This window comes from Nocardia sp. NPDC050406, from assembly GCF_044459025.1.
GTDB lineage: Bacteria > Actinomycetota > Actinomycetes > Mycobacteriales > Mycobacteriaceae > Nocardia.
The window spans coordinates 2,518,909-2,531,390 of the sequence record NZ_JBITIM010000001.1; the positions used below are offsets into that span (position 1 = coordinate 2,518,909).

The 12,482-nt window shown below is 65.1% G+C and carries 12 protein-coding genes; 4 read left to right on the forward strand and 8 right to left on the reverse strand.

Annotated features, from left to right (window positions below; all coding sequences use genetic code 11):
• Positions 1 to 30: 30 nt before the first annotated feature.
• Both ACIBH2_RS12015 and ACIBH2_RS12020 read right to left on the reverse strand, forming a co-directional pair.
• Entirely contained in the window at positions 31 to 1,509 is a 1,479-nt protein-coding gene (locus ACIBH2_RS12015) for an ankyrin repeat domain-containing protein (RefSeq protein ID WP_397116157.1), read from the reverse strand.
• Positions 1,510 to 1,969: 460 nt separating this feature from the next.
• The gene (locus ACIBH2_RS12020) at positions 1,970 to 3,028 is read right to left on the reverse strand and encodes a DUF6301 family protein (RefSeq protein WP_397116159.1); all 1,059 of its coding nucleotides are present in this window, start codon (positions 3,026 to 3,028) and stop codon (positions 1,970 to 1,972) included.
• A gap of 118 nt (positions 3,029 to 3,146) precedes the next feature.
• Here ACIBH2_RS12020 and ACIBH2_RS12025 point away from each other — a divergent pair, with 118 nt between their 5' ends.
• Positions 3,147 to 3,737: a TetR/AcrR family transcriptional regulator gene (locus ACIBH2_RS12025; RefSeq protein ID WP_397116161.1), complete on the forward strand. Its 591-nt coding sequence runs from the start codon at positions 3,147 to 3,149 to the stop codon at positions 3,735 to 3,737.
• Between the two features lie 4 nt (positions 3,738 to 3,741).
• Here the strand turns inward: ACIBH2_RS12025 and ACIBH2_RS12030 are convergent, their stop codons facing one another.
• From ACIBH2_RS12030 to ACIBH2_RS12040, 3 genes are all read right to left on the reverse strand, one after another.
• Positions 3,742 to 5,001 carry an oxygenase MpaB family protein gene (locus tag ACIBH2_RS12030; protein ID WP_397116163.1) on the reverse strand — a complete coding sequence of 420 codons (1,260 nt, stop codon included), beginning with the start codon at positions 4,999 to 5,001 and terminating at the stop codon, positions 3,742 to 3,744.
• A 102-nt stretch (positions 5,002 to 5,103) separates the two neighbouring features.
• Positions 5,104 to 6,174 (reverse strand): hypothetical protein, encoded by a 1,071-nt coding sequence (locus ACIBH2_RS12035; protein WP_397116165.1) that lies wholly within the window; start codon positions 6,172 to 6,174, stop codon positions 5,104 to 5,106.
• The gene (locus ACIBH2_RS12040) at positions 6,171 to 6,758 is read right to left on the reverse strand and encodes a TetR family transcriptional regulator (RefSeq protein ID WP_397116167.1); all 588 of its coding nucleotides are present in this window, start codon (positions 6,756 to 6,758) and stop codon (positions 6,171 to 6,173) included. The genes ACIBH2_RS12035 and ACIBH2_RS12040 overlap by 4 nt, the downstream gene beginning before the upstream one ends.
• 97 nt (positions 6,759 to 6,855) lie before the next feature.
• On the opposite strand from ACIBH2_RS12040, the gene ACIBH2_RS12045 reads away from it, so the two are divergent.
• Both ACIBH2_RS12045 and ACIBH2_RS12050 read left to right on the forward strand, forming a co-directional pair.
• Complete coding sequence (locus ACIBH2_RS12045; protein WP_397116169.1) at positions 6,856 to 7,809, forward strand: aldo/keto reductase; 954 nt, start codon at positions 6,856 to 6,858, stop codon at positions 7,807 to 7,809.
• Between the two features lie 90 nt (positions 7,810 to 7,899).
• Positions 7,900 to 8,643 carry a nuclear transport factor 2 family protein gene (locus tag ACIBH2_RS12050; protein ID WP_397116171.1) on the forward strand — a complete coding sequence of 248 codons (744 nt, stop codon included), beginning with the start codon at positions 7,900 to 7,902 and terminating at the stop codon, positions 8,641 to 8,643.
• A gap of 12 nt (positions 8,644 to 8,655) precedes the next feature.
• Here ACIBH2_RS12050 and ACIBH2_RS12055 read toward each other — a convergent pair whose 3' ends face one another.
• The gene (locus tag ACIBH2_RS12055; protein ID WP_397116173.1) at positions 8,656 to 9,156 is read right to left on the reverse strand and encodes a hypothetical protein; all 501 of its coding nucleotides are present in this window, start codon (positions 9,154 to 9,156) and stop codon (positions 8,656 to 8,658) included.
• Positions 9,157 to 9,344: 188 nt separating this feature from the next.
• Here ACIBH2_RS12055 and ACIBH2_RS12060 point away from each other — a divergent pair, with 188 nt between their 5' ends.
• Complete coding sequence (locus tag ACIBH2_RS12060) at positions 9,345 to 9,782, forward strand: DoxX family protein (protein ID WP_397116175.1); 438 nt, start codon at positions 9,345 to 9,347, stop codon at positions 9,780 to 9,782.
• A 103-nt stretch (positions 9,783 to 9,885) separates the two neighbouring features.
• On the opposite strand, the gene ACIBH2_RS12065 is transcribed toward ACIBH2_RS12060, so the two are convergent.
• A complete protein-coding gene (locus tag ACIBH2_RS12065; protein WP_397116177.1) occupies positions 9,886 to 11,127 on the reverse strand; it encodes a cytochrome P450 in 1,242 nt (413 codons plus the stop codon).
• A 10-nt stretch (positions 11,128 to 11,137) separates the two neighbouring features.
• Positions 11,138 to 12,403: a cytochrome P450 gene (locus tag ACIBH2_RS12070; RefSeq protein WP_397116179.1), complete on the reverse strand. Its 1,266-nt coding sequence runs from the start codon at positions 12,401 to 12,403 to the stop codon at positions 11,138 to 11,140.
• Positions 12,404 to 12,482: the final 79 nt, after the last annotated feature.

Consider the following 12,482-nt stretch of genomic DNA (forward strand, 5'->3'; position numbering starts at 1 on the left):
GCTGTTGTACTCGTCGAGTTGAAGCGACGATCAGCGGGCCGTCCGGCGACGAAGCCGGATCACTCGCGCGACGTTCCCCTGGTCGGTCGCGGTGAGCAGGTGCACCAGGTCGGCGTCGCCCTGCTCGGCCGCCACGTCTGCTGCTGTCCTTCCGTCACCGTCGCGAACTGTGCGGTCGATACCGTGGCTGAGCAACAACTCGATGATCGTCCGGTTGCCGCCCCGCACTGCCTCGTGCAAGAGAGAACCCTGGTCCCGCGTGACGTCGGCTCCGGCGGCGAGCAGAAGTCGCACCATGCCGTAGTGCGACAGGAAGACAGCGAGGCCCAGTGGAGTGACGCCCCCGTGCGTCTCGCTGTCGATGTCGGCGCCCGCGGCCAGTAGTTTCCGCGCGACTACCGGGTGCCGAAAGGCGATCGCGAGGTGAAGTGCGGTCAATCCTGTTGGGGTCCGGGCATTCTGGTCCGCGCCCGCTGCCAGTAACTCCTCGACCTGTTGTCCATGTCCGTTGTGGGCCGCGTGATGCAGTGGTGTCCACCCGTGGCGAATATCCGGGATGGCGGGCTCGGGCGGATCTCGATCCGGTGTGGCCGCATCCCGGACAGCAGGCGGGTACATCGGCGCGGCGTCCGGCAGCGTGGGATCGTCGCTGATCAACAGCAGCATCATGTCGTTGTGCCGATGTGTCGATGCGAGAGCCGCAGGAGTCTGGCCGGTCTGGTTGCGTCCGCGACGGTCGGCTCCCGCCGCGAGCAACAGCTGTGCCGATGGCATCTGGTTGGCGCGGGCGGCCAGGTGCAAGGGCGTATTCCCTTGGGCCGAGCGCGTATTCGGGTCCGCGCCCGCGGCCAGGGCGACCCGCACGACAGGTGTGTTTCCGGCGGTCACCGCTCGGCTCAGTAGCTCGGAGCTGTCGACGGGTGCGCGCGAGGCCACTACCGCGCGTGCGACGTCGGCGTCACCGCGGTCGATGACGAGGTCCAGGCAGGTTTGCCCAAACCAATCGGGCGCGGTCGGATCGGCACCGGCGTCGATCAGCAAGCGGATGATCTCCGGGTCGCCCACCGCGACCGCCAGGGACAATGGCGATCCCCAGTATCTCCCCAGCAATCGCGGGTCAGCGCCCGCTCGCAGCAACTCGCGAACAGCATCCGGCGACCGGTGCATGATCGCGACCGACAATGCGCTGCGATGCGACCGCACCCGTGTGTTGGGGTCTACCCCCGCGCGCACGAGGTCGAGGACATCGGCGAGATCGTTGCGCCCGATCGCGGAGCGCAGCAACTGCCGCAAACGCTGCCGATAACCTTCGGCCAGCATCGCGAAGCAACCGTAGACCTGTCGACCGCTCCCGGTCTGCGTGGCCAGTTCGTGCTCGACCTCGGCCGCGGTATGTGAGAGTGCGTGGACCTTCCCGCCCACCAGACCGACCACATGGTAGCCACCCCGGCACCACACCCGTACGGGCCTGGACAGTGCCGCCGCCGACACCTTGCCGTCGCTGTCCATGTCGGAAGGTTGACCGAGAACTGGGTTGTGTGTCAACGGAGTTCACGCCGGGCATCGACTTCCGCGACGGCGCGATTCACCCAAGTTCTACGTCCGGCGATCGATTGTCCGCATGCCCAGGCCTGTTCCTAGGAACCACCAGCCTCCCCGTGGGTCAGCGGGGAGGGTGCCGTCCACCAATCCGATGAAGCCGTCGGCCACTTCGAGGATCCGGTCCGCACCCACACCGTCTGGTGTGCGGGAGTAGCCGCCGGATACGGGGAGGTCGGCCACGATCACCCACTGCCGCAAGCGTTCTACGGGTACGCCGCCCTCGGTGCGGGCGCTTTGGGCGATCTGGCTTATCCCCAGAATCCTCGGCCGTCGATTTCGACGAACTTGGTGCGGCTCATTCGGCGATCATCCCAAAGCTGTTGTGGGGTGCGCCTTTCCATTGAAGTCGGGGGGTACTTGCGAACGGTCAGCGGTCGCAGTAGCTGCAGATGCCGAAGGCTGTGAGGTCTGGGTGGGTGGACGGGTAGTCATCCCATCCGCGGACCTGGAGGTCGGCGGGGTCGGCTACTGGGAAAAGGTTCCGCATGGCGTTGAGTGCTGCGTCGGCCAAGGCTTCGAAATCGTGGTAGGCGGCTGGCCATTGCATGGAGCGGGTCCACGAGTCGACGGCCTTGTCTCGGTCGAGGGACCACCCGTTGTTTGTCATAGCCTCTGCGTCGCCGGGTCGGAGCGGGGCTCGCTTCAGGCGACAGGTGATCGTGAAGGGTGCCAGCCTGAATTCCGCACTGTTCTGGTCGCCCGCTTTCAGCATCAAGACGCCGACGTCGGAGAGCCGGGTCAATGTCAATGCCAAGGCCGCTGAGAACTCCGGCCACGTTCGGGGCTTGTTCGGCATCACGTCGATGGGGCGGTGGAAGTCCTCGAAATGGGAAGCCTCCCAGGTGCCGTCTTCGTCCTCCGCGATCTCCTCGTCTTCTGTTGTGTCGGCCGCCCAGGCATCCCACCTGGCTTGAACTACAGGGTTGGTTACGCGCAGCTCCAGATACCCGTTCCGGACGTGGAGTGCGATCACGACTTCGGTTTTGTGGGAGGGCCGCCAACGGATGCTCGGTTCGGAGCCGGGATTCGAATACACCGGCGCGCCCAGCTCTGCGGCGATTCGGCTCGCGAGTGCGGCGAAACCATCTGTCAGCAGCCGATGGTTCTGGCGGAGGACCGGATCCAGGGTGGGTGCGTAACGGGATTCTCCGTCGGTCGAATATTGGTCCGAAACCGTCAGCATGAACTCCGATATTTGTTGTCCAGGCATGCCACGGCGCGAGAGGAAATCACCGCCGAAGACGAACAGGGCTCCGGGGTCCTCGATTTCGAGTCCGGTCCGCGCGTCTACGCCATATTCATTCCGAGACTCCTCGGTCCACCCGACCGTCGCGCAGAACCGTTCGATGTCGTCGCTTGCCCATGTCCAATCGAATTCTGCTGCGCGGCAGGCGATGCGGACGGCTCCGTGGAGATCAACTTGCATGCGCGGAGCCTACGGGGTTGATTTTGTCAGAGCGGTTCCCCAGAATTGATCGATGGCGAAGCGTCCGTACGGAGGAGTGTCGGCGGAGCAGCGGCGGGCTCAGCGGCGGACGGCGCTGTTGGATGCGGCGTGGGAGATCGCGGGCAGAGATGGGCTCGCGGCACTGACGGTGTCGGGGCTGTGTCGGGCGACCGGTGTTCATGACCGGTACTTCTACGAGAACTTCAATGGTGTCGATGACGTTGTCGTGGCGTTGGTCGATGAGATCGCGGCGCGGTTGGGGGTGGTGACGGCCGCGGCGATCATGACGGGTGAGCCGGAGCTGCGTAGTGCGGTTCGGGCGGGCATGAGTGCTTGTATCGAGTATTTGACCGATGATCCGACGCGGGTGCGGCTGTTGCTGGTGGAAGCTCAGGTGCATCGGGCGGTTGCACAGCGGCGCAACGAGATTCGGCGGGTTTTCATCGATCTGATGAGGACGGGCTTTCAGCGCCAGTACGGGGATGCGGCCGCGGCGCAGTTGGGCAGTCTGTTCGATGTGATTGGCGTGCAGGCGTTCGGGGCGACGTTGGAGGCGGTCAGCGCCTGGACGTCCGGGGATCTCGAGGTCACGCGCGACGAGCTGATCGATCTGTGTGCCGATCTGCTCGTCGGGCTTGCCGAGTACACCTACACCACCGTGGTGACCGACAAGCCGACGTCCAGCTAGCAGGTCACGCCGCCGAGGCCAGTTTTTCCAGGTGGGCGTGGGTGTCTTCCGGCATCTTGAACAGTCGAGGCATCCAGCGGTCCCACAGCAGATTCGCGACTTGCTCGTTGGCCCAGGCGACCGGCGGCAACGTGCGGCGGGCGACTTCGCTCGCGGCGATGATTCGGCCGCCGAGGGTGATCGCGCGGCGGTACTTGCTGTCGGGGACACCGGTCGCATCGCAGAGCTCGTCGCCGATGATCAATCGCGTGTAGCCGTTGAACAGCCCTTTGGCTATCGGCTGCATCGCCGCGGGCATGAACGGCAGCTCGATCGACGTCATGGCGGGTATCAACCGGCTGGTGGCTTCGACGTCCGAGAAGGCGCTGGACACGCGCAGCGACGCGTAGGTGAACAGACGCTGTTCGGCAGGTGTGAAGGGAATCATCTCCTGCGGCGCGCCGTGTCGGAAGATCGCGCAGGCCGTGAAGTGCGCGATCGCTTCCATCTCCTCGTCGGAGAAGCGATATCCCGCGCCCTGGGCCGCCAGCGCGGTCCACAGCGTATGCGGCAGCGCGCCGCCGATGGTGTCGCCGATCGACGCGGGTACGCCGATGTTCTCCGCATCCCAGGTGCCGCTCTTCACCATGCCCATGCGGAGGTTCGAATGCATCAGGCGCAGTCGACACGCTGTCTTGGTCGCGGGACCGAACCTTTCATAGCCGCCGGGCGTGTAGGACTCCAGCACGTACGCGCCGGTCTCGACCAGACGGTTGCCGGGATTGTTGAGCGTTCGCTTCGACCTGAACAGTGCGCTCGAGGTGTTCGGGAGGATCGCGGCCAGGATGAATCCGATCGTCCACCCCGCGCCGAACAAGGTGACCGGGTCGATGCGACGCAGCGCGCGGGCACCCGCCTCGACCTTCGCCATATCGATCTGCGGCGGCATCCGATCCACCGTTTCGAAGAAAGCGGTCACCTCGGGTAGCGGGTCGCTGACCGATTCGATCCCCTGCTCGACGGCCTGCTCGAATTGGCGGCGCGCCAGCCCGCTGGTGCGGCGGCTCGCCAGATTGACCGCGTCGGCGGTCTCGTCCGGGAGGTACGCCGTCGACAGCAGCGTGGATACGTACTCGTTCGGCACGCCGAGGAATTCCGCTCGCGCATCGGGCAGCAGGTAGTCGATGAACCCAGCGAAGCCCTCGCCGACCAGCGCCACGCGGCTCGGCAGATCGAACTGCGCCGAGCCGACACTCGGCGCACTGATGGACTGGGGTGACGTCATTGTCTGGCCTCTCCGAGATCGGGCAATTCTGTAGGCAGTCTTCCCCAGAATCGAAATCTGTACAAGTGCTTCACCAGATTGCGCCGGAGGTCGACCACGTCTTCAATCGAAGTCGGGGTGGATGTCGACGTAGAAGCCGTCCAGCGGAAGAGGGAGCGACGACTTGGCCATAACTGTCTGCCGCGTAAGAGTGCCGTCTTCGATGCTTTCGCCTGGGCCGGTCATGGTGAGTTCGTCGTCGCCGTGGGCTTCGAGAAAAAGCACTGTGGCAGTGGCTGTTTCGAATAGGCCATCGGGGTCGGCTGGCCAGATACGCTCGGCCCAGCCGTCACCGCGGTCGGTGAAGCCGTGGTCTGTCAGGTAGTCGTGGGTGAGGTCGGTGTATTCGGCGTAGAGGCGGGCTTCGGCGAGGGAGAGCTCCAGGCGCGCGTTGGGCGGGAATTCGAGGCGTAGGCAGTCGGGGCCGGGACCCACAGCGCGCATGGCGAAGTGGGTGTCACGGAGCAGGCGGGTGAGTAGGGCGCGGAGGTGGTGCGGGGTGTAGGCAGTCCAGCCATTGCTTGGGGCGTAGGTGAATTCGCCGGTCCAACCGAACCAGGTGTAGGAAAGGTCGGACTCGTAGCTCAGGGCGAGGGCTTGGTCGCTGTCCTCTTCGGTGAGATCGAGTTCGTCGTCGATCCAGTCGAGGTACGCGTCCTGCTGGTGGGCGGAATGGTCGATGTCGTGAATCAGGGCATCCGATGAGCCGATAGTCAGCTGGAGGTTGCCGTCGAAGTCGATGATGAGCTGGCGGGCGGTGTCGTCACCCAGCCAGCAGCCCCTCAGGTCGTCAGCGCCGTAATACCAGGTCGGGTTGCCCCAACTACCCACGGCGAGAACGAGATAGGTGCGGAACTGTTCGGCGGCGATGGTCGCTACGTCGATGTGCAGCTCCACACAGGACGACCCTTCATACTCGGCGTCGTATTCCACGAGTCGCCCACCGTTCGGAGTGTTGGGGATCTCGACGTCGTTACCGGTTACCGCCCAGCCCAATTCATGGCAGGCGGCCACAACCTTCTCCCTCGCACAGGTGCCGAAGGCCGAATCCCGGAGGCTGGCAAGAAGTTCGGTGAAGTGGCCGTCGGCCATCGCGCTCATCCGCTGAAGATAACCTTCGCCTCCGACGGTCATTCACGGACAGAAGGCGCTGCGGGGAAGAGGCGTTCGACTGCGGCGATGGTGGCTGCTCGGCGGGCTGTCAGGAACTGTTCGCGCGCAGCGGGTTCGAGGGAGGTGAGGCCGGGGTGCTCGGCCCAGGCCGTTGCCAATTGATTGACGAAGACGAGGATGTCGAGGGGGTCCCATGATGGGTCGAGCAGGCCCTGCTGTTGGGCGTGGCGGAGGATTTCGGCCTTGCGGGTGATCGTGTCTTGGGTGGCGGGGTTGGCGTCGGCGAATTCGAGTTGGCCCCAACGCATCAGGCGTAGGTTGTCGGGGTTGGCGACGAAGTAGTCGTGGACTCGTCCGGCGTAGCCGGGGAGGTCGGCGGGGTCCATATGGGTTGCGGCGGCAATCGCGTCGAGTTCGCGGGCGGCGATGAATCCGTATAGCTGTTCTTTGCCGCGGAAGTAGGCGTAGACGCGTTCCTTGCTGGTTCTGGCGGATTTCGCGATGCGGTCGATGCGCGCGCCCGCTATCCCGTGCCGGGCGAACTCGGCCTTGGCCGCGTCGACTATGCGGTCGCGGGTCGAGTCGGTCCGAGACGAATGCGGCATACGACCAGCCTAACAAACCAAACTGTTTGGTTTGACGGCCCGAGGCTGCGAGCGTAACGTCAAACCAAACAGTTCGGTTTGACAGTGGGGTTCGGGAATGCGGCACAAGGCGTTGGGGACACAAGGATTGATCGTCTCGGCGATCGGCTACGGGTCGATGGGCACGGTGGTCGGGTACGGGGCCAGCGATGAGAGCGAGTCGGTGGCCGCGATACGGCGGGCGCACGAGCTCGGGGTGACCTTCTTCGATACGGCTGAGATGTACGGCTGGGGCGAGGGAGAGAAACTGCTCAGCCGTGCGGTGGCACCGTTTCGCGAGGAGGTGGTGATCGCCACCAAGTTCGGGTTCACGCGGCGCTTCGGCACCGATTCGCGGCCGGAGCACATTCGCGAGGTGGTCGAGGCCAGCTTGCGGAATCTGGGGGTGGATTGCATCGATCTGCTCTATCAGCACCGGATGGACCCGGCCGTGCCGATCGAGGAGGTCGTCGCCACGATGGCGGAGTTCGTCGATGCCGGGAAGGTGAGGTATCTCGGACTGTCGGAGGCGACGCCCGAGGCACTTCGCAAAGCGCATGCCGTGCATCCGATTTCGGCGTTGCAAACCGAGTACTCGATCTTCGCCCCGGACGTCGAGCCCCTGTTCCCCCTGCTCGAGGAACTCGGCATCGGGTTCGTCGCCTACTCGCCGCTGGCGCGCGGATTCCTCACCGGCACAGCGAAACCGGCTGGCGACTACGATCCGACCGACTTTCGGACCTATATGCCCTGGTGGAGCGTCGACAACTTCGACGCCAACGCGAAGATTGTCGACCAGCTCACCGAACTCGCTGCCGCCAAGGGGATTTCGCTGTCGCAGCTGGCGCTGGCGTGGACTCTCGCGCAACGCGACTACATCGTTCCGATTCCGGGATCCCGCAACCCGGATCGCGTCGTTCAGAACGTCGGGGCCAGCGACATCGCGCTCACCGACGAGGATCTCGCGAGTATTGCCGCCATCGCTCCTACCGGTGGACAGGGTGGCCGCGGTACTCCTTCGCCTTGGTTGTAGTGAACGTAGTCCGGGACGAAAGCTCTTCCTGAATCATATGATTCAGGAAGAGGGCTCGATGCTGAGTGCTCGGGGCAGACGGGAGTCGGCGTGTTCGATGAGGAAGAGTTTCAGCGGGCGTTGAGTCGGCCTCGGTTGGCTCGGCCGGTGCCCGAGTTTCTGGAGTCCAATCGGGCGGTGCCGATTCGGGCTGTGCCGGAGGACGAGTTGCAGGCCAGTACGAAGGAGTGGTTCGACTCGTTCGCGGTGAAGTTGGACTATCTGAGCGAGCGGCATGGGACTGATCTGTCGTGGCTGATGCGGTGGGCCAAGAAGTACTGGTGGAGTTTTCTGGTGCGGGATATGAGCGTCAATGACGAGCTCTATACGCAGGATGTTCGGTACACGGATGTGACAACGTTCGGGCGGACCATTGTGGGGATCGATGAGTTCGTCAAGTACAACTTCGCGTTCTTCGACGCCATACCGGATTGGCGTTACGACCCGCTGCCGGATCAGGTGTATATCGACGTCAAGCCTGATGGGACGGTGCGTACGGTCATTCGCTACATCGGCAGTGGGCACTGGAGTGGGCCGCTGCGGCTGTACCCGTATGACGAGTCCGCGCCGACGATCTACGGCACCGGCCGCTTCGTCCAAGCGCCCGCGGTGGACCGGTACCACTTCAACAGCGACGGCCTCATGGAGGAAGGGGAAACGCTCTACGACTTCCTCGACGCCGTGCAGCGCGCGGGAGTCCTGCCGCGCGACGACAGCTGGCCTTTCCGCACGTTGATGGCGGCCTCGAAGATTCCCGCGATCGTCAAGAAGGTCGGCGACCGACTACGCGGGTGAGATGCCGGGGACTCAGAACTCGTAGTCGGATGGATTGGGCGGCACCGTGTTCACGCCGATCGCCCGCAACTCCTCGGCCTCGACCACTCGGTCGGCGTGGTCGCCGAGGAGGACGCCGAGCAGGGTGGTCAACAGGTGCAGGTGGGCCGCCCTGGACTCGGCGTTGAGGTCGGCGATCCTGCCGATTCCGCGTAGGAAGTCGTCGTGAACACCGGCTTCTTCCAACCGTTTGTGGATCAGCCCGGCCTCCAGGTAGCCGTCCATCGGCCCGGTGATGGACAGATACGACCTGGCCACGCTGCGGAAGACCATGAATACCGGCGAGAGGTTCGTGGGCATCGCCTCCTGTCGCAGGGTGAGTCCGAACAGCCGCTCGAGACCCGTCAGCACGGCAGTTCGGTGCTCCCGCAACGCTTCCGGGTAGCCGGTGCGCTCGCCGTCGATACCGATGTCGGCGATGCTGCTGGCTTCGATGTAGGCCAACGCGAACGCGCGGCGGTCGTAGGTGGTCATGATGGCACAGCCTAACCTCCGCGGTGTTGTCGATGAGCGCTTGTGGCTTGGGCTCGGTGGCAGGGGGTTTCGGGGTCGGACCAGGGTTTCGAAAAATTTTTTCGGGGAGCGATGAATCTTTGGAGTGTGGGCCGTCCTATCTGGTGAACGCGCTACCAACCCGGCGCGACCGACCAGAAGGACCAGAAATGACCACCGCGAACCCCTCCGCCAGCTTCTCCAACGACGCCACCTACCGTCCGGGCAAGATCCGCAATCGTGTGCTGTGGGCGCTGCAGATCTTCCTCGGGCTGTTCTTCATCATCGCTTCCGGCGGGCCGAAGCTCGTCATTCCGAACACGCTGATGGAGAACGCTCCCGAGAACCTGACCATCCCCATGGGACTGCTCATCTTCATCGGCGTGGTGGAGGTCGCGGGCGGTATCGGCCTGATGGTGCCGCGGCTCAGCGCGCTGGCCGCCGCGGGGCTGTCGGTGCTGACCGTACTCGCTGCGGGGACACAGGCTTTCATTGCCGACAAGCCCGCCATGGCGATCTTCCCGCTGGTTCTCGCCGCCATCTTCGCCTGGATCGCCTACGAGCGCCGCGCCACCATCACCGATCTGCGCAACTCGCTCTCGCGATGACAAATCCATAAGCACGAATGACGAGCGGTGGCTCTGCACCGCTCGTCATTCGCGCGTTCTCGGACCGATCGCTGTCGGGTTGGCGGCGATCGGTCCCGCGCGTTCAGCCCTTGTCCCCCAGATGAACCGGGAGCGAGGCGTGGCCGTTGGAGATGAACGAGGAGATGGCTCCGAGTTCGGCCGGATCCTTGGCCAGGTGCATGGCGGGGAAGCGGCGGAACAGCATCGAGAGGGCGGTGTCGGCCTCCAGGCGGGCGAGCGGGGCACCCAGGCACAGGTGTGCGCCGTAGCCGAAGGCCATGTGCGCCTTGTTGTCTCGGGTCACGTCGAAGTCGTTCGCGGTGTCGCCGTGGACTTTCGGGTCGCGTCCGGCCGCCGCGTAGGAGGCGAGAATGGGGTCGCCCTTGGGGATGCGGACGGGACCGGTGTCGGTGTCGATATCCAGGTCCTCGACGGCGTAGCGCAGCGGCAGATGGGCCACGGGCGCCTCCAGGCGCAGCGACTCCTCGACCACATCGGCCCAATCCACCACCCCGGAGTCGACCTTCGCGCGCTGCTCGGGCTGGGTGAGCAGTAGGAAGATGGCTTGGTCGAGCAGGTTGACGGTGGTTTCGTGGCCCGCGCTGATCACCAGCAGCAGGGTGTCGATGAGCTCCTGTTCGGTCAGGGTCGAGCCGTCGTCCTCGTCGCGGTGGGCGATCAGCACGCTGGTCATGTCGTCGCCGGGCGTCTCGCGACGGTAGGTCACCAGGTCACGCAGGATGCGTTGCATATCAAGGAAATTGGCCTGCGCCTGCTCGGGCGTGAACGAGGTGTCGAAGATGCCGTCCACACAGGTCCGCAGGCCCGCGTGCAGGTGCTCGGGCACACCCATCAGTTCGCTGATGACCCGGATCGGTAGCGGATAGCAGTAGCCCTCGCGCAGATCCACCGGCTGCCCGGGCGGGGTCTGGGCGAGGGAATCGAGCAGTTCGGCGGCGATCGCCTCCACCCGTGGCCGCAACGCCTGGGTGCGGCGGGGCGCGAAGGCGGGTCGCACCAGCTTGCGCAGCCGAACGTGGTCGGTGCCGTAGGCGGTGAACATATTGTTGACCGCCACCCAGGTGTAGAGCGGCCAATCCTGGCCCACCGCACCGGAAATGAAGTCGGGCCAATGCTGGCGGGCGTCCTTGGAGACGCGCGGATCCCGCAGCAGGTCGTGCAGGATCGCCTGATCGGTGACCGACCACGCGCGGACGCCACCGGGCAGTTCGACCAGGGTGATCTGGCCGCGCGCCCGAATGCGCGCGGACTCGCCCTGGATATCGGAGCCGGTGGGATCGAGGACGAGCGGGCTGTGTTCCATATTCGTTTCCTCACTGATGGAGCTGTGGCAGCGGCGGAGTTTTCGGGAAGACCACGGGCAGCGACTCCAGGGCCCGATGGAACGGCCCCGGCCGCCAGACCAGGTCCTCGACGGGCACGGCCACATGGATTTCGGGCAGCGCGTCGAGCAGATAGTCGATGGCGTCCTGAGCGACCTGATAGCCGAGGCGGCGGGCGGGACACTGATGCGGCCCGGCGCTCCAGGCCAGATGCGAGCGGTTGCCGAAGCGCGCCCCGTGATCGGATTGGATGGCGGGGTCGGCATTGCATCCGGCCATGCTGATCACCACCGGCTGATGGGCGGGCAGCCACACGCCGTCGATCAGGCTGGGCTGGCGTGGATAGGTCACGCAGTAGTTGGCCAGCGGCGGATTGGCGAACAGCACCTCGTCGAGGGCGTCGCGGGTGGAGAGACTGCCGCCGAGCAGGTCACCGGCGAACCGCCGATCGGTCATCATCAGCAGCAACGTGTTGGAGATCAGGTGCACCTGCGGCTCGCTGCCGCCGCCGTGCAGGGTCACCAGCTGATGGATCAGCTCCTCGGTGCTCAGATCCCCGGACCGGATCAGCTGCGAGGTGACGTCGGCCCCGGGCCGCCCGCGTTTGCGCCGAATGTGCTCGTCCAAGGCCGCCGCCAGCATGGCATTGCCGCGATCGGCCTCCCCCGCCGCATCGAAGATCGCGGCCATTCCGGCGCCGACCTGTTCGCTGGTGTCGGCGTCGAAGCCGAGCACGTAGTCGAGGACGCCGTACACCAGCGGATAGATGTACTGCGCCAACAGATCCGCGTAGGCCATCGTGTGGTAGCGGCTGTTGCCCGCCCCGGTGCAGAAGCCGTTGATCAGCGGCACGGCGATGCGCTCGACGACCTCGTGCATGCCGTGCAGGTCGACGGTCGCGAGGGCGTTCACATTGGCCGTGCGATAGCGGTGGTGTTCGTGCCCGGAGCTGCGCAGCGCGTTGGGCCGCCATTCCATCATCGGCAGAATGGGGCATCCCGACGGCACCGACTGCTGCCAGATCCGCGGGTCCGCGGGAAAGTGCTCGGAATCATTGAGGATCCGCAGTGCCGTCTGGTGTCCGAGGACCAGCGTGGCGGGCACGCCCGGGGCGAGGTCGACCGGGGCCAGCGAACCGTACTGTCGCCGTAGCGCCGCGTAGGCGGCATGGGGGTCCTCGGCGAATTCTGGGCTGTAGAGCGCGTAGCGGCGTTCGTCGATGCTGAAATCCGGTCTGGGCGAGTACGTTTTCCGCACGGCTATCCGAACCCCTGTGTCTCGGTTGTCGTCTGCGCTGCGGGAGCGTCACACTCGTTGCCCCAGAGCATTTTTCAGC

What these genes read in the sequence shown, in the direction of transcription:
- ACIBH2_RS12035 (WP_397116165.1), bottom strand. Translation starts at nt 6,174, where the DNA reads ATGACCGTCGGAGGCGAAGGTTATCTTCAGCGGATGAGCGCGATGGCC.
- ACIBH2_RS12045 (WP_397116169.1), top strand. Translation starts at nt 6,856, where the DNA reads ATGCGGCACAAGGCGTTGGGGACACAAGGATTGATCGTCTCGGCGATC.
- ACIBH2_RS12040 (WP_397116167.1), bottom strand. Translation starts at nt 6,758, where the DNA reads ATGCCGCATTCGTCTCGGACCGACTCGACCCGCGACCGCATAGTCGAC.
- ACIBH2_RS12065 (WP_397116177.1), bottom strand. Translation starts at nt 11,127, where the DNA reads ATGGAACACAGCCCGCTCGTCCTCGATCCCACCGGCTCCGATATCCAG.
- ACIBH2_RS12020 (WP_397116159.1), bottom strand. Translation starts at nt 3,028, where the DNA reads ATGCAAGTTGATCTCCACGGAGCCGTCCGCATCGCCTGCCGCGCAGCA.
- ACIBH2_RS12060 (WP_397116175.1), top strand. Translation starts at nt 9,345, where the DNA reads ATGACCACCGCGAACCCCTCCGCCAGCTTCTCCAACGACGCCACCTAC.
- ACIBH2_RS12055 (WP_397116173.1), bottom strand. Translation starts at nt 9,156, where the DNA reads ATGACCACCTACGACCGCCGCGCGTTCGCGTTGGCCTACATCGAAGCC.
- ACIBH2_RS12015 (WP_397116157.1), bottom strand. Translation starts at nt 1,509, where the DNA reads ATGGACAGCGACGGCAAGGTGTCGGCGGCGGCACTGTCCAGGCCCGTA.
- ACIBH2_RS12030 (WP_397116163.1), bottom strand. Translation starts at nt 5,001, where the DNA reads ATGACGTCACCCCAGTCCATCAGTGCGCCGAGTGTCGGCTCGGCGCAG.